This is a genomic window from Aliiglaciecola sp. M165 (genome assembly GCF_007197995.1).
Classification (GTDB): domain Bacteria; phylum Pseudomonadota; class Gammaproteobacteria; order Enterobacterales; family Alteromonadaceae; genus Aliiglaciecola.
The window spans coordinates 411702-428026 of record NZ_VKKH01000006.1; the positions used below are offsets into that span (position 1 = coordinate 411702).

The window sequence follows — 16325 nt, forward strand, 5'->3', positions numbered from 1 at the left end:
TTAAAATGCCGAGCAAATTAGATCCAATTCCCTACGGAAAACACCATATAGATCAAGATGATATCGATTCAGTTGTTGATGTTCTGTTGAATCGATTTTTGACTCAAGGTGACCGTGTCCCTGCATTTGAAAACGCGTTGTGTGAATATACAAAAGCCAAGTTTTCAACGGCTGTTAACAGCGCGACCTCAGGTTTACATGTTGCTTGTCTTGCACTGGGAGTCGGCCCTGGAGATATTGTTTGGACAGTTCCGAATTCATTTGTCGCTAGCGCAAACTGTGCGCTTTATTGTGGGGCTTCAGTTGACTTTGTTGATATTGACCCCGTAACTCGGAACATGAGTGTCGATTTGCTAGCAGAAAAGCTGACAAATGCTGCTCAAAAAGGGGTGTTACCTAAAGCTATTATTCCCGTTCATTTTTCTGGTTTAAGTTGTCAAATGGATCAGATATCTGCCCTTGCAAAACAGTATGAAGTCAAAATCATCGAAGATGCAGCACATGGATTGGGGGGAAGATTCAAAGACACCAAAATTGGTAGTTGTGAGTATTGCGATATCGCGGTGCTGAGTTTTCATCCTGTGAAGTCAATGACAACCGCCGAAGGTGGCGCGGTGATGACCAATAGCCCGAAGTTAGATGCGAAAATCAAATTGTTCGCTAAACACGGCATAACCAAAGATCCGGCGCAGATGAAGTCTGAAGTGCATGGGCCCTGGTATTATCAGCAGATAGAGTTGGGTTACAACTACCGGTTAAGTGATTTGCAAGCCGCACTTGGTTTATCTCAGCTAAATAAATTAGATGAATTTATTGCCAAGCGAAGGAATTTAGCAGCGCGATACCAACAATTTTTGTCTGATTTACCGTTAACATTGCCCACTATAGACGCGAATTGCAAAAGTGCTTGGCATTTATACATGCTTGAATTACAAGGGCATGATCGAAAAGAAATTTACGATGCAATGGTTATGCGTGGTATCGGCGTCAATGTTCACTATATCCCGATACACCTGCAACCCTACTTTCAAAATCTTGGTTTTTCGACCGGAGATTTTCCAAATTCAGAGAAATTTTATAAAAATGCGTTAACCATCCCTTTATTTCCAAGCATGACGGCCGATGACCAAGACAGAGTTATACAAGCATTAAATGAGGTACTCGCTTGAATCTGGCCATTATTCCTGCTCGCGGAGGAAGTAAACGCATACCAGCAAAAAACATTAAAGAATTTGCCGGTAAACCTCTCATCGCCTATTCGATCCAGGCAGCACAAAAGTCGGGACTATTTGAAGAAATTTGGGTTTCTACAGATTCTGAACAGGTCGCTGAAATTGCAAAGCAATTTGGGGCCAAAGTGCCTTACATCCGACCTGCTGAATTATCTAACGACTTAATTGGAACACGACCCGTTACCAGTCATGCCATTAAACATTGCATAGATAATTTAGGGAAACCTGAGTTTTGTTGTTGTATTTATGCCACAGCCCCTTTTTTGCAGGCAGAATACTTAAAAAAAGGGCTGGAAGTACTCAAGCATGATGCAGAAAAGTCTTTCTCTTTTGCTGTGACGAGTTATGCGTTTCCGATCCAGCGGTCTATTAGTATTCAGGCTGGAAGAGTCACCCCCATGTTTCCAGAAAATATTTTTAAGCGTTCGCAGGATCTGGAAGAAGCCTATCATGACGCAGGGCAGTTTTATTGGGGAAAAACCGATGACTACTTGTCCAATAAAGGCATTTTTTCCCAACACAGTGTCCCTGTTGTGTTGCCTAGACATCTGGTGCAGGATATCGACACGCCTGAGGATTGGCATCGTGCAGAATTGATGTATCAAGCGTACGTTAGAGGAATGCAAAGTGAATAACATTCTCATCATTCGTATGCTCGAATTGGGGGACATAGCTAGCATAGCAATTCCTGCAATACGACATGTCAGAAAAACCAACCCCAACGCTAACATTACATGTTTAACTCATGGGCAAGGGGGGGAAATACTTCGCATTGTTGAGCCCGACGTATCCGTTTTGACACTGGAAGATGGTGTTTGGCCAGAAAACATTCTGCAAGCATTAGAAGCCTTTATTGGTGTGGCGGAGAGGGTCATTGGAACGAAATATGACAGCATAATCAATCTTGATACCGGCTTTATGCCTTGCGTTTTAGCCCGTTTTCTCAAGGATGCAGGGGAACCTGTGGTGGGCAATTACCTTAGTGTTTCATTGCAAGATTTGTTAACACAAATTCAGAATCAAACACTGCAAGCCGAATATGTGAACCAGTCTCAGCAATACATGCAAAGCACTTTTAACAATATGTTTAAATGGCATTCTCGATGGTGGGAAAGCGAAAGTCTGTTTGATTATGGCTATCCTGAATACTACTTAAAGAAATGCTGTGGATGGGGGGATATGGACTACGACCCACACCTACTCAAATCCGAAACAATAGGAGGCGTTAACGATAAGCGCGTGTATCTAGCGATACACGAACATCAGCACCCTTATGCACAGATATCAAAATTAACAGAACTATTACGAGAAAACGGGCTTACTGTTGAAATTGATGACGAAAATTCACCCATCGAAACTCGGCTTCACCGGATTGCAAATAGCAAATTGGTTGTATGTTTAGCGAATGCTGTTTATGCGTTTGCCGCAGGGGTAGGGGCAAGCACGTTGTTAATTCCGTTGCTAATGGACCCGCGGATCCTGATGCCAGAATATGCCGCGGATCAAGCGATGGATATTCCCAATGCTGAATCATTAAGTGAAAGCATTTTGTCAGTTTTTGAGAGCGAATGACATGAAAGAAATATCCATTGGGAAACGTCTTATAGGTCCAAATCAGCCGCCGTTCATAATTGCTGAACTCAGTGGCAACCATAGCCAAAATTACGAATTAGCCCTTTCAATGGTCGACGCAGCGGCAAAAGCCGGGGCGCACGCGATAAAACTGCAAACTTACACTGCAGATAGTATGACGCTGGACGTTGATAGCCCCGATTTTGTTATCCAGGAAAAGGACAGTTTATGGCATGGCGAGTCATTGCATGCGCTTTATGCCAAAGCATCAACACCCTATGAGTGGCATAAACCTTTATTTGATCATGCCCAGTCTTTAGGCATGCTTGCTTTTAGCAGTCCGTTTGATGAAGACGCAGTGGATTTTTTAGATGAGCTAAATGTCCCTTGCTATAAAATTGCGTCTTTTGAACTCACTGACATTCCGCTTATTCGCAAAGCTGCCAGCAAAGGCAAACCGTTAATCATGTCAACGGGAATGGCGAGCTTAAGTGAAATTGAGCTTGCCGTGGCAACAGCAAGATCAGCGGGCTGTGATGATATCATTTTATTGAAGTGCACCAGTACTTACCCAGCCAGTCCTGAAAATACAAATCTGTTAACCATTCCTCATTTGCGTGACGCTTTTGGGACCCAAGTAGGACTTTCTGACCATACCAAGGGCATTGGCGTATCGGTTGCATCTGTTACTCTTGGCGCGACAGTGATTGAAAAGCACTTCGTGCTGGACAGAAATGCCGGAGGTGTGGATGCTGCGTTTTCGCTTGAGCCAAACGAACTTTCAGCGTTAGTCGAAGAAAGCCGACGGGCGCACCAAGCCTTGGGTGAGGTTTGCTATGGAGGTATGGAGGCGGAACAAAAATCCAAACATTATCGTCGTAGTATTTTTGTAAGCAAATCCGTTAAAAAAGGAGAGGTTTTAACTGCACAGAACCTCAAAATTGTCCGTCCTGCGAGCGGGTTGCAACCAAAACATTGGGATGATGTCATCGGTCAGGTCGCCACTCAGGATTTGGTGGCTGGTACACCAATGAATTGGCATCTTTGTGCCCCAGCGACCTAGGGCAAATACCTTGAACATTCTTTTTCGAGTCGATGCGGGTGAAACCGTTGGTATGGGGCATATTATGCGTTGCCTCGCACTGGCGCAAAGTCTTGAATCTTCCAATGTTCGTACGCATTTTGTGGTCAATTCCGAAACATTAGCGTTATGCGAACATCGCCAGGACTGGGTCGGGAAATTGTATGCTCTGCCGCTTTTCGATCATATAAACGGCGAGCTGAACTGGCTAAAGTCGTTTTGTGCCAATCATCCAATAGATGGATTGGTTATTGATGGATACACATTTTCCGAACACTATCGTGAGAATTTTCAAACGTTGAATTTACCCGTCATTTGCTTTGATGACATGAACAACTCAGGAAAGTTATTCGCAGACTTGGTCATAAATGGTGCCGAAGAAGCTCATAAACTTAACTACAATGAGACTGCACCTGAAGCAATATTATGTATAGGGGAGCGATATCGTGTGTTACGCAAAGAGTTTTCAACTTCCCAAAGTAAACCGTTCACAGAACGCACTGAATTAATGGTTACCATGGGCGGCAGCGATCCGGCAATGCTCACGTTACCTGTGCTAAAAGCGCTAGAAAAACAAGATTTCACTGGCTCAGTAAACTTGGTAACAGGCGCTGCAAATAGCGAAGTCGACTCCATTGTAGAATATGTCAAATCTAGCAGACTTAACATAACGCATCACCATGATTGTCAGTCAATGGCTGCATTAATGAAGCAAAGTCGCCTGGCAATCTCCGCCGCAGGAGGAAGTCAATTTGAACTATTAGCCTGTTCTTGCCCAAGTGTGCTAGTGGTTGTGGCTGACAATCAGCTGAGCGCAACCCGCACAGCAGAACAACAAGGGTGGTGTAAAACGATTGATATGCGATCTTTTAATCAGGGTTCAGCAGAAGAAAGAACTGAGCGTTTACATGCAATACAAAACCTTGTCCAATTGGCAGTTGGTTTGTGGGACCAACATGATAAATTAGTGAAAATGCATCAACACGCATGCGCTTATGCAAACACCCATGGTGCTGAGCGGGTAGTAGAAAATATTCAGGAGTTACTTTCACGTGGAAACTAGCCTATCTCAGCGCACTTTGAATGGCTATCAAGTGACTTTAAGGCCCGTGTTACACTCTGATCTTGAAACCCTGCGAGCCTGGCGGAATAGCCCAGAAGTCAGCGAGCATATGCTCTCACAATCTACCATTAATCAAGAACAGCAACTTGCATGGTTTAAAAAAGTCCAGAGAGATCCGTCTCAAGCTCACTTCATTATCTCGTATCGGGGTGAGGACATTGGCTCATCGAATATTAAATCTCGATTGGCTGGAGAGACATTGGAACAGGCGCGGGTTATCGAGCCGGGTTTATACATTGCAGATCCACGTTACCGAGGCAATATCCTGGCATTTTCTCCTACATTGCTCATCAATGATTTTTGTTTTGAAACCCTTGGCTGTAAAAAGTTGGTCGCTGTAGTGAAATCCACCAATCAAGCTGCGCTTAAGTACAACCAAAAGTTGGGCTACAAAGTGGTTAAACAAGGCGAATTGATTGAAATTGAATTGAATTTCGAGGACTATCAACAACATAGTAAAGTTTTGAAACGTTTGCTGTCACGGGAGCGAACACGCTAAATTTTGACCAGGACAATAAAATGACTAATTTAGAAAAGCTCGTCGATGCATTTTCAACAGGACTTGCGATAGGTCCAGAAAAAGTCGTCGATGAATTAGAATACAATACAATCCCAGAATGGGATTCCACTGCTCACATGATCCTAATAGCTGAGTTAGAGGATCAATTTAAAGTCATGTTGGATACTGACGATATTATTGATATGAGTTCAGTCGCGAAAGCTAAATCCATTTTAGCGAAATACGATGTCGATTTTAATGCTTGAAGATAAACATATATTGATTACGGGTGCCTCCAGTGGAATTGGTCGTGCAACCGCTATTGAATGCGCCAACCAAGGCGCATTTGTGTATTTAGCGGGGCGCGATAAATCGGCATTGACCGCTACGAAGCAAATGATTCCGAATAGTTCAATACTTGAATATGATGTGACAGTGGAATCTGAGGTCAAAGCTGCTTTTGCCTGCATCGCCAAATCAGATCATACACTAGATGGAGTAGTTAATTGTGCTGGGCAAATGCTTGATGCAGGAATTGCCATGACCCGTGTTGAGGATTTTAATCAACAATTGCAAATCAACACTGTATCGACGTTTTTACATTGCCAGCTCGCTGCAAGAATGATGACCAGGCAACGCCAAGGTAGCATTGTCAATTTGTGTTCTGCGGTTGGTGAACAAGGCAGTGCCGGTCAAAGCGCATATGCTGCAAGCAAAGCAGCTGTCTCAGGGCTAACCCTGTCTTTATCAAAGGAGCTTGGAAATTTAGGTATTCGCGTCAATGCAGTGTCACCCGGCTTTATCGATACGCCTATGACGGCTGAATATCGAGGCGAGAAAAAACAAAATGTTTTGCAGCATTCTGCTTTGAAAAGGGCAGGAAGCGCCGAAGAAGTGGCTTCAGTCATCACATTCCTGCTGTCATCTAAAGCAAGTTACATCACCGGACAAATCATCGGTGTAGACGGTGGGTTGAGGGTATAACCCATGTTTTTTGAACATCTATCGCGTTTTGGCGAACAAATTGCCGCAATCGAAGGTGGCAACAGTATTAGCTACATTCAATTAGCGGAACGCGTAAATAGTCTCGCAGATCAAATAATTTCTGAAATAGGGAATACAACCACTGTAATATTACTCAAGGCGAATAATAGTATTTGTACATTGATCGCCTATCTCGCTGTGCTAAAAACCAAACATTGTTTAATGTTAGTTTCTCCTCAAATTGCTGAAGAAGAATTAGCATTGATGTGTGAAAAGTTTTCGCCCAGTCTATTAATAGGGGAAGGTTCCCAACACGCTGCCAACATTGAAAATTTGAGTAAAAAGGGAAAAACGTTAAAAATTGTTCAAGATAGCGACGTAGCAATTTTACTTTCTACCTCAGGTTCTTCAGGAAACGCTAAATATGTAGCACTAAGCAGAGTAAACGTGCAGGCAAATACTGAATCCATTTGCAGTTATTTACCGATTTTATCCACTGACCGCACGCTTTGTGCGTTGCCTTTGCATTATTCGTATGGACTATCGGTAGTTAACACCCATATTCAAAAGGGGGCATGTTGCGTATTTACTCAAAGCACGCCAATATCGAAAGACTATTGGCAAGCACTAGAACAGGGTCATATCAATAGTTTCGCTGGTGTACCCTTTACTTACGAATTAATGCATTCTTTGCGCTTCACTAAAAAAATCTTGCCAAACTTACGATATTTTACCCAAGCAGGTGGAAAGCTGAATTCAGAGCTAGTTGAAAGCTACGCAAATTATGCTCATGACAATGACATCGCATTTTACGTCATGTATGGTCAAACGGAAGCAACCGCGAGAATGGCTTATCTCGAACCGCAAAAATTGACATTGAAACCTAATGCAATTGGTCAGCCTATACCAGGCGGAGAATTTAGACTTATTGATGACACCGGTAGGGAAGTGACGGGAACTAATACGCAAGGCGAGTTGACATATAAGGGACAAAACGTGATGTTAGGTTATGCTTCTAAATTTAAAGACCTACATGGATTATCCCACAATAGCAGCTGGGCAGAACGGTGGCTGGCGACAGGGGATTTAGGTTATGTTGATGAGGAGGGTGATTATTTCATTACGGGACGGAAATCTCGCTTTATTAAACTTGCTGGCAAACGCATAGATTTGGATGAATGTGAATCCTCCTTAAAAGCACAAGGCGTTAAATGTTTTTGCACGGGAGACGACAGTCAAATGGTGATCGGGGTCCTGACTGCAGAAGATAAACATGCCGTAAGTTTTGATGGCGATTACGAAAGCAATACTGAAATCACCAAACAGCATTTACACCATAAATATGGCATCCACCCAAGCAAACAAATCATTGTAGAATTGGCAGAACCTCCAATTAATGCAAACGGTAAAACAGATTATCCAATGCTAAAATCGCTGGCAAAGGCACACTGAAATGGGTGATATCACACCAACATTGCAGCAGTATCTCAATTTGTTTGAAGAATTATTGCAAGCGCCTGTCTACGCCTTGCCGCAAATAGATAAAGAAGCGCAATTAAAACCGATCATTGAGTTATTGCATAACCATCATCAGTTTCATTGCCAAGAATACAACAACATTACTCATCAATTTGATGGGCCTGCAAAGGCTCTCGATGACCTGCCATTTCTAGCTGTTCGCTTGTTTAAGCAATTAAAACTTTCAAGTATCGCCTCGCATGAAGTATTTAAAGTACTTCAATCCTCTGGCACCACCTCGCAAACGCCGGCGACACTATTTTTAGACCGTGCAACAAGTGCAAGGCAAAGCAAAGTGTTGGTGAAAATTATGCAGCAAAGCATTGGCAAACAGCGATTGCCGATGTTGATAATAGACAGCCCTGCTGTGTTGGACAAAAAGAATCAATACAGTGCTAGAGGGGCAGGTATTCAGGGATTGGCATTTTTTGGGCGAGATTTAACTTACGCACTAGATGAAAATATGCAGCCTAATTGGCCGGTAATTGAAGCCTTTGTGGAGCGTTATGGAAAGCAGCCTGTATTGATTTTCGGTTTTACCTTCATGGTGTGGTGCTACTTTCTTCAAGGGCTAGTGGAAAGAGGCAAAGCCTTAAGTTTACCGCAGGGAATATTGTTGCATTCTGGGGGCTGGAAAAAACTCGAAGATCAGAAAGTTGATAATGAGCAATTTAAAAAAACACTCGATAATCTGTGTGGTATCTCACAGTGTTACAACTTTTATGGCATGGCAGAGCAGGTGGGTTCAGTATTTGTTGAATGCGAAGACGGCCATTTACATTGCCCTGTTTTTGCCGACGTGATTACCCGTGATCCCTATTCTTTGAAGATTTGTGGCATTGGTCAGCAGGGCCTTGTTCAATCGATTTCGGCATTACCCACAAGTTACCCGGGTCATAGTATTTTAACTGAAGACTTAGGCACTATTTTGGGCATTGATGATTGTACTTGTGGCCGCAAAGGCAAATATTTTTCGATACAGGGGCGCTTACCTAAGACTGAGATAAGGGGCTGTAGTGATACTCACAATGCAAGTTAATCTATTAACTCATCTGAGCAGCTCTGGAGAGTTTCAAAGGTGATCAGCTTAGCTCCCAGAATAACAGGACAAGGCCTGTCTATTGAAAGTTGGTTTACTCGTGGCGTTGAGCCTTTGTCTCCAATGAATGATGATAATCTAGCGTTCCTAGAGGCTTTATCAAACGATTTAATGAAGAGCCCAAGCGCCAAAATACATCCAGAGTTAGTGGCATTAGGATTTTGGTTGCGTAAACGAAATATTCAAAATATGTTTGAATCTACGTTGCGCCAAACTTCCAAAGTGATGCATAAACCTCTAGGCACAGTCGTGCATTTTACGCCTGCAAACGTGGACACCATGTTTGTTTATAGTTGGGTATGTTCATTGCTGTGCGGAAATAACAATATTGTGCGTGTTGCAACGGCACAAAGTGACATCAAAGATGTGTTGTTAAATACCCTTGATCGTCTGTTTCAAATCCCACAATTCTCAGTGGTGGCGAAGCGAAATTGGTTTATAAGTTACGATAAATCATCAGGTCTCAGCGGGCAATTGTCGTCATTTGCCGATGCTCGGGTGATTTGGGGAGGGGATGAAAGTGTAAATAGTATTCGGGCGCTCCCTTGTAAACCTAGGTGCAGAGATATAAGTTTCGCTGATCGTTTTTCAGCAACAATTTTGGATTTGCGTCAAGTTGACGAAAGCCAGAGTTTAGAAGACTTAGCACAGCGGTTGTGGCGCGATACTGTCCCCTATGAGCAACAAGCTTGCAGTTCACCTCGTTTAGTTTATTTTCTTGGTGATACACCTGTTTTGCTTAGCGTATTGGCACGTCTAAACGAACTTGCATCTCAGACAGAAATATCCATTACCCAGAAAAATAATCAATTGGTTACTATGCAACTGGCACAAAGCACAGATGCGGACTGTGAGATCCTAATGCAAGATCGTGTTTGTGCGATTAGTGTATCAGGCATAACTGAAACTATGCTTGGATGGCATAACGGAGAAAAGGTTTTTTATGTGCGCCATTTGGACGAACCCGAAGCAATGTTCACCGACTCTTTAGACAAGTTACAGACCTTGAGCTACTTGGGGCTTAGTGAACACGACAAGTTAAAGGTTTTAAGTCATCCGTCGATATCAGGAATAGATAGAATTGTGCCTGTTGGTCAGGCATTGGACTTTACACCGGTTTGGGATGGTTTTGATTTGGTAGGACAGTTATGCAGAAAAGTATCAATATTCTAGGCTATCCAATCCAATGCCTGTGGGTGAGTTTCTAAATGGCGGTGGAAAATTCATTCGAGTCAACCAAAGCAATCATATTTGGTTGCGGAGAAGCTGGGTTGGCAGCAAAGCGTAACCTGGAGGAATCCTATGAATTTGTTGCGTTTTGCGACAACAGCGACGCTAAAATTGGCAGAACGATTGAAGGATTAAAAGTACTGTCAGCGGACCAATTGATCGACACTGACAACAAAATAGTTATTCTTATCGCCAGCGAATACTCTGAACAAATTTACAACCAACTTACGACACAGTTGAAGCTGGATGCAAAAAGAGTTCGTTATCTTAGTGCCAAAGATATTAAACATTTTTCAATTGGTCATAGCTCAGCTTCTCGACTAGCTTCAAACGAGGTGCTTTTATTGGTCAGTGAAAGTTTGCTAACAGCTCGCATAACGCATTATGTTGACGCTGGAACATTGCTTGGAATTATCCGGGACAATGCACTAATCCCTTGGGATGACGATTTAGATTTAGCCGTATCCCATCATGACGTAAAAGCATTACAGGAATTGTTTCCCTTTATTTGTAAAAAGCTTGAAGCGTCAACAAACACCGCGTGGTGCGTCGACACGCAGCTTAGTGAAAGAGAATTTTACAATGTCCCTGCTGGCGCTATTCGAGCCTTTAAATTACGAACAGCACAACCATCATTGACGCTTCCTATGGTTGATTTTTTTGTTAAATATGTGGGTGACGATTGGATGGACTACACACTATCCTCGAGAGGATTTAGGATGCCAAGTAAACATATCCAAGAAACTCAGGTTACCCAATATATGGGAGGAACAATCCAAATTCCTGGACACGTAGAGTCTTATTTAGATAGGCATTATGGTGATTGGCGTACGCCGGATCCTACATGGAATTTGAGCCAGCTTAAAAACGCTGCTGTGTTCGAAGGAAACTCATAATGAAAACAGTTTTAACCTACGGCACCTTTGATTTACTTCATCTTGGTCATATAAAGATGCTCAATAGATTAAGTGATTTGGGTGACCGCCTGATTGTTGGCGTATCAACAGATGAGTTTAACAATACTAAAGGTAAAAAAAGTCTTTACAGTTTTGAAGAGCGGGCACAAATTGTAGAAGCGATCAAAGGCGTTCACAAAGTCATACCCGAAAATAGCTGGGATCAAAAGCTTGATGATATCAAAAAATTTAATGTGGATATTTTTGGAATTGGAGATGATTGGAGAGGGAAGTTTGATTTTTTGGAAACGCAGTGTGAAGTAGTGTATTTGGAGCGAACCCCCGATATTTCGACGACCAAGTTAAAAAAATCTTTGTCGAGTATTAATTCAGAACATATTCAAAAATTGAAGACAGGGCTTGATAGCGTTTTGGATGTAGTGAGAGCTATAGAACAGAATTAATGGAATACAAACTAAACAAAATTTACTCCGACTACGCAAATGTGCATGAAGTGTGTCGAGAAGTATTGGATATCGCTGATGCCAAAAATATAGAATCAGTGCTCATAGGTGGCTCATTGCTTGGAATAGTCCGGGATGGGGATTTTTTACCTTGGGATAAAGATCTTGATTTCGCAGTATTTGAGGCGGATATCGAAAAAACGCTGGGCTTAGAAAACGAGTATCGGTCAAAAGGATATGAGTGTCGAGTTCATCATTTGGGCGTTCGAGATAAAAATGATCTCAAATCTGGTGAACAATTAATCGCTGATCTAACGCAAACAATGATAGATATTAATCTAGAACACTGTTTAATCGGTGGCGCACTGTTAAATCTCTACAGAGACAAATGCTTGTTGCCAGAAATCGATACGATTGGCTGGGTAATAGACCCCAAAAAGCAGTTAACACTTGATAACTTTATTCGAGCATTAAGCGCAATTGGCGAAGTTCATATCAATTGCCCAGCTTCAGATATTAAAAGTATCACGCTCATTAGCGATTCTTGGCGGAGCAACTTTTTTATTTATGTCACTGAGGGTGTGCAGTCAGGGTGGCGAGATCTCAATTGTGAATACTGGTTTGATAATAGCCTATTCCCAGCTCAAAAAGTGATTCATAACGGTAAAGGTTATTTTGCACCTGCCAATACTGAAAAGTTTTTAGAATCAAGATTTGGCGATAATTGGAACATCAAACCTGCGCCAAAATTTAAAACAGGGCGTGTTGTCGGGTCAATGCAATTGTATAAAAACGGCGTGATGTTTGATTTTATTATGCATTACGTGAGAGGTGAAAAAACCTATTGGTTTGAGCCAGCAGCAAATGTGATCAGTACTTTAGGATTTACTCCTTATTCAATGAAAGATACCACAGCAGGGATAATGCGAATCCCCGACCATCCTGAAGTATTCTTAGAAGAGCACTATCCTAATTGGCGAGTTCCCGTTAAAGAATGGAATGGAGCTGTGGATAATCCGACTATTATCGATTCAAACTATGCGATGAGCTGCATTCTAAACAAAATTTAAGACGTCGTAATACGTTTTTACACGGCATCAGAATGATTATGAAAAAGTTAAAATTTAAACGTTGGCCATATCGTTTATATGCGCCTTGGTATTATAAATTGAAGAAGCTGAAGGCAAGCATCGATCTGAAAAAATGGGGTTTCGACAGTGCGTTAGCCGATGCGCTAGCTCAAGTATATTGGAATCGTTACCTCTCAAAAAAATATATTAAGGAAATGCGCCTTGAAGGTGAGCGGGTTTTTGATGGTCAACCAGTGACTCGAAATTCTGACGAGGCTTTTATACTGGCGTGCGGCAACAGCATTAATCACATTGCAAAATCTGAATGGGATTTTATTTCGAAACATTATTCAGTTGGAGTAAATGCGTTCTTTGTGCATAATTTCACTGCCACCGAATATTTTACCGAATTTAACGATAACGAGATTTTTATCGAACTCGCCTATCAACAATTGCTTAATAATGAAGATCGCAAGCATGTTAATGTGTTTGTTTCAGCATATTTTGTTGTTGTAGAAAGCCTCAAATATGTTGCGCCAAAGGTTATCAAACCAATTTTTTATGCTGCAGACAGGGTTAGATTAGATAATGTCGAGCTACTGATGAACGTTGTAAAAGACTATTATCGGCAAGATAAACCAATAAAACTGAGTCATCAGATTTCCAATTTAGATGTTGTTATTAACTATTGTGTTGGCAACGGATATAAAAATATCTATCTTGTTGGGGTGGATCTGAATGAACATACCTATTTTTGGGAAGATCAGGATAACCCTGTTTATAAACGTGCAACAGAGTATACGGAAACTATTCGTAGAAAATACAAATTATCGAAAGAAAAAGGGTCTTTGCACTCGACAGCATCTGATGCTCAGGGAAAACAACTTGGTCGATTAAACATAGCTGACTATTTGTTTCATTTGCAAAACAACATTTTAAACGAATTGGGTGTACAACTTTACGTCACAAACCCAGAATCATTATTAGCGAGTAAATTGCCTGTTGAGACACTGTCGTCCATGGTTAGTGCAAACACAGAAGCGTAAGTCTAGGGAGTTGAGTAGTGCAAGCTTACAGGAGGTCCAAAATATGAAAAATAAGGTTTTAGTTACAGGGGCTGACGGTTTTATAGGCTCGCACCTCGTCGAGTCCCTGACGGAACAAGGTTATCAAGTGAAAGCGCTAGCTCAATACAATTCTCTCAATCATTGGGGATGGTTGGAAGATGTATCGTGCATTGAAAGTGTCGAAGTCATTTGCGGAGATGTACGTGATCCGTATTTTTGTAATCAGTTGGCCAAGGATTGCGGCACGATCTTTCATTTGGCGGCCTTGATCGCAATACCATACTCTTACATTGCGCCAGATAGCTACATTGATACCAATGTGAAGGGCACGCTTAATATATGCCAAGCTGCCTTGGAAAATGGTGTCGATAGACTTATTCAAACCTCCACAAGTGAAGTGTATGGAACTGCTAAATATGTGCCTATTGATGAAAAACACCCCTTACAAGCGCAATCACCTTATAGTGCTTCAAAAATTGCTGCTGATGCAGTAGCAATGAGTTACTTTAATGCTTTTGAACTTCCTGTGACCATTGCTCGCCCGTTCAATACCTATGGTCCCCGGCAATCGGCAAGGGCCGTAATTCCTTCCATAATAAGCCAGATTGCTAGTGGTATGCAGCAAATCAAACTCGGAGACACAACGCCGACAAGAGACTTCAATTACGTGACTGACACCTGCCAGGGTTTCATTGAGCTATATAAATCTTCTTGTACAAAAGGCGAAACTGTTAATATCGGCTCAAATTCTGAGATATCAATTGGGGATACGTTGAATCTAATTAAGTGTCTTATGGAAAGTGACGTGGAATTTGTTTGCGATGAATCAAGATATCGCCCTGAAGGGTCTGAAGTTTTCAGGCTGTGGGCCGATAACGGTAAAATGCAAAAGTTAACAGGATTTAAACCTCGAACAAGTATAAATGCGGGTTTATCAAAGACTATTGAGTGGTTTTCCAGAGAAGAAAACCTTGCGAAATATAAACCTCAAATATACAACACATAATAAGGCACTTAGTGGCAAAGCATTACTATTTTGAATCTTGGACTAACACATTTTAAATTGGAAAGGTATCAATATGAGCCGAGCGTTTGAAGCGTCACCGCTTCCAACTGAACAAAAGCTTAATGGATTTGAGAAATACGTAAGACGTCAGCAGCTAAGCAGATTTATTGCTAGGTATGAGATGTTTAAGCTCAACTTGGAAGTCAAAGGTAGTGTAGTAGAGTGTGGGGTATTTGAGGGGGCTGGCGTAATGGCTTGGGCGAAATTGAGCGCTATGTTGGAGCCCTATGCATTGGATAGGCATATTATCGGATTTGATTCTTTTAATGGTTTCCCCAGTATTGACGAAAAGGATACTGAGCAGGCGCGAAACAATCCTGAACTTAAAACTTCGGGGTTACCCACCGGAGAAGGCGTTTATAAAGATGTTTTGAATTGTATAGATGAATTCAATGAAAACCGCTTCTTGAACCATTTGGAAAAAGTAAAACTCGTTAAAGGTGATGCGATTCAGACAATTCCTGAGTTTATTGTTACCAATCCGCATTTAATCGTGAGTTTGTTGTTCTTGGACTTTGATCTTTACGAACCTACTAAAGTTGCATTGAGTCACTTTTTACCAAGAATGCCCAAAGGTGCTATTTTGGCCTTCGACGAGATAAATAATCCTTGGTGGCCAGGAGAGACTCGCGCGTTGCTTGAAGCAATGGGGCATTCTTTAAACGAAATTGAAATTAAACGTTTTTCGTTTGACCCCAATATCGCCTACGTTCAATTGTGAGTTAGAAATGCTTGAGAAACGGAAAAAATTCTGGGAAGAGAGTTACTCCAGAAATGAAAATGCAATAGTGTTTCCTAAAGAAGAAGTCGTAAAATTTATATCTCGTTTTGTGCGTGCAAAGCAACCCGACGGCAGTTTCATTGATAAAATTGATTTAAGCCCAAATATGACGGCATTGGACTTTGGATGTGGAATGGGTACGCAAACAATGCTTCTGACTAAATTTGGACTAAACGCAACAGGTGTTGATTTATCTGAAACGGCTATAAATAAGGCGAGGCAACTGTATCCTGAACTTAAAAATGCATTTTTAACACTTAACGAAAGCGAAATACTCCCTTTCGTCAATGGATATTTTGATATTGCCATCGCCGAATCAGTTCTCGATAGTATGTCATTTGAACTTGCTAAAATAAATTTGAAAGAGATTGCACGTGTTACAACAGGGCCTATTTTTGTCAGCTTGATTTCATCTAAGTGCAATCATCGAGGTGCTTATTTAGCGAAAGACGAGACAGTTTTATCTCAACATGAGCAAGGAACAATTCAAAGTTACTACGATATGTATAAAATAGAGAGCTTGTTGACACACTGTCAACTTAAAATTCAATGGTACTCGTTAAATCAAGAGTTTTTCAACAATGAAAACGATATTGAAAATGCACGCTACTATTTAGTACTTAACAAACGTTAGCGTGTTTGC

At 41.6% G+C, this 16325-nt stretch carries 18 protein-coding genes; all 18 read left to right on the forward strand.

What is annotated here, in order from left to right; translation table 11 throughout:
• The first annotated feature begins 5 nt into the window (after positions 1-5).
• Positions 6-1169 carry a UDP-4-amino-4,6-dideoxy-N-acetyl-beta-L-altrosamine transaminase gene (pseC, locus tag FM019_RS13700; protein ID WP_143836502.1) on the forward strand — a complete coding sequence of 388 codons (1164 nt, stop codon included), beginning with the start codon at positions 6-8 and terminating at the stop codon, positions 1167-1169.
• Positions 1166-1867 carry a pseudaminic acid cytidylyltransferase gene (gene pseF / locus FM019_RS13705; RefSeq protein ID WP_143836503.1) on the forward strand — a complete coding sequence of 234 codons (702 nt, stop codon included), beginning with the start codon at positions 1166-1168 and terminating at the stop codon, positions 1865-1867. Before pseC ends, pseF begins: the two co-directional genes overlap by 4 nt.
• Positions 1860-2804 (forward strand): glycosyltransferase family 9 protein, encoded by a 945-nt coding sequence (locus tag FM019_RS13710; protein ID WP_143836504.1) that lies wholly within the window; start codon positions 1860-1862, stop codon positions 2802-2804. Before pseF ends, FM019_RS13710 begins: the two co-directional genes overlap by 8 nt.
• Position 2805: 1 nt before the next feature.
• Positions 2806-3867 carry a pseudaminic acid synthase gene (gene pseI / locus FM019_RS13715; protein WP_143836505.1) on the forward strand — a complete coding sequence of 354 codons (1062 nt, stop codon included), beginning with the start codon at positions 2806-2808 and terminating at the stop codon, positions 3865-3867.
• Between the two features lie 10 nt (positions 3868-3877).
• Complete coding sequence (pseG, locus tag FM019_RS13720) at positions 3878-4948, forward strand: UDP-2,4-diacetamido-2,4,6-trideoxy-beta-L-altropyranose hydrolase (protein WP_143836506.1); 1071 nt, start codon at positions 3878-3880, stop codon at positions 4946-4948.
• The gene (locus FM019_RS13725) at positions 4938-5507 is read left to right on the forward strand and encodes a GNAT family N-acetyltransferase (protein ID WP_185969289.1); all 570 of its coding nucleotides are present in this window, start codon (positions 4938-4940) and stop codon (positions 5505-5507) included. Before pseG ends, FM019_RS13725 begins: the two co-directional genes overlap by 11 nt.
• 20 nt (positions 5508-5527) lie before the next feature.
• Positions 5528-5773 carry an acyl carrier protein gene (locus FM019_RS13730; RefSeq protein ID WP_143836508.1) on the forward strand — a complete coding sequence of 82 codons (246 nt, stop codon included), beginning with the start codon at positions 5528-5530 and terminating at the stop codon, positions 5771-5773.
• Positions 5754-6491 carry an SDR family NAD(P)-dependent oxidoreductase gene (locus tag FM019_RS13735; RefSeq protein WP_143836509.1) on the forward strand — a complete coding sequence of 246 codons (738 nt, stop codon included), beginning with the start codon at positions 5754-5756 and terminating at the stop codon, positions 6489-6491. The genes FM019_RS13730 and FM019_RS13735 overlap by 20 nt, the downstream gene beginning before the upstream one ends.
• A 3-nt stretch (positions 6492-6494) precedes the next feature.
• Positions 6495-7943: an AMP-binding protein gene (locus FM019_RS13740; protein WP_143836510.1), complete on the forward strand. Its 1449-nt coding sequence runs from the start codon at positions 6495-6497 to the stop codon at positions 7941-7943.
• A gap of 1 nt (position 7944) precedes the next feature.
• On the forward strand, positions 7945-9048 hold the full coding sequence (locus tag FM019_RS13745; protein WP_143836511.1) for an acyl-protein synthetase: 1104 nt from the start codon (positions 7945-7947) through the stop codon (positions 9046-9048).
• A gap of 39 nt (positions 9049-9087) precedes the next feature.
• Entirely contained in the window at positions 9088-10281 is a 1194-nt protein-coding gene (locus tag FM019_RS13750; RefSeq protein WP_143836512.1) for an acyl-CoA reductase, read from the forward strand.
• A gap of 35 nt (positions 10282-10316) precedes the next feature.
• Positions 10317-11234, forward strand: a complete 918-nt coding sequence (locus FM019_RS13755) for a LicD family protein (RefSeq protein ID WP_143836513.1) — start codon at positions 10317-10319, stop codon at positions 11232-11234.
• The gene (gene tagD, locus FM019_RS13760; RefSeq protein WP_143836514.1) at positions 11234-11698 is read left to right on the forward strand and encodes a glycerol-3-phosphate cytidylyltransferase; all 465 of its coding nucleotides are present in this window, start codon (positions 11234-11236) and stop codon (positions 11696-11698) included. The genes FM019_RS13755 and tagD overlap by 1 nt, the downstream gene beginning before the upstream one ends.
• Complete coding sequence (locus tag FM019_RS13765) at positions 11698-12768, forward strand: LicD family protein (protein ID WP_143836515.1); 1071 nt, start codon at positions 11698-11700, stop codon at positions 12766-12768. Before tagD ends, FM019_RS13765 begins: the two co-directional genes overlap by 1 nt.
• Positions 12769-12806: 38 nt before the next feature.
• Complete coding sequence (locus tag FM019_RS13770) at positions 12807-13814, forward strand: hypothetical protein (RefSeq protein ID WP_143836516.1); 1008 nt, start codon at positions 12807-12809, stop codon at positions 13812-13814.
• Positions 13815-13857: 43 nt separating this feature from the next.
• The gene (locus FM019_RS13775; RefSeq protein WP_143836517.1) at positions 13858-14841 is read left to right on the forward strand and encodes an NAD-dependent 4,6-dehydratase LegB; all 984 of its coding nucleotides are present in this window, start codon (positions 13858-13860) and stop codon (positions 14839-14841) included.
• Between the two features lie 73 nt (positions 14842-14914).
• Complete coding sequence (locus FM019_RS13780) at positions 14915-15622, forward strand: TylF/MycF/NovP-related O-methyltransferase (protein ID WP_143836518.1); 708 nt, start codon at positions 14915-14917, stop codon at positions 15620-15622.
• A 7-nt stretch (positions 15623-15629) separates the two neighbouring features.
• Entirely contained in the window at positions 15630-16316 is a 687-nt protein-coding gene (locus tag FM019_RS13785) for a class I SAM-dependent methyltransferase (protein ID WP_143836519.1), read from the forward strand.
• The last annotated feature ends 9 nt before the right edge of the window (positions 16317-16325 follow it).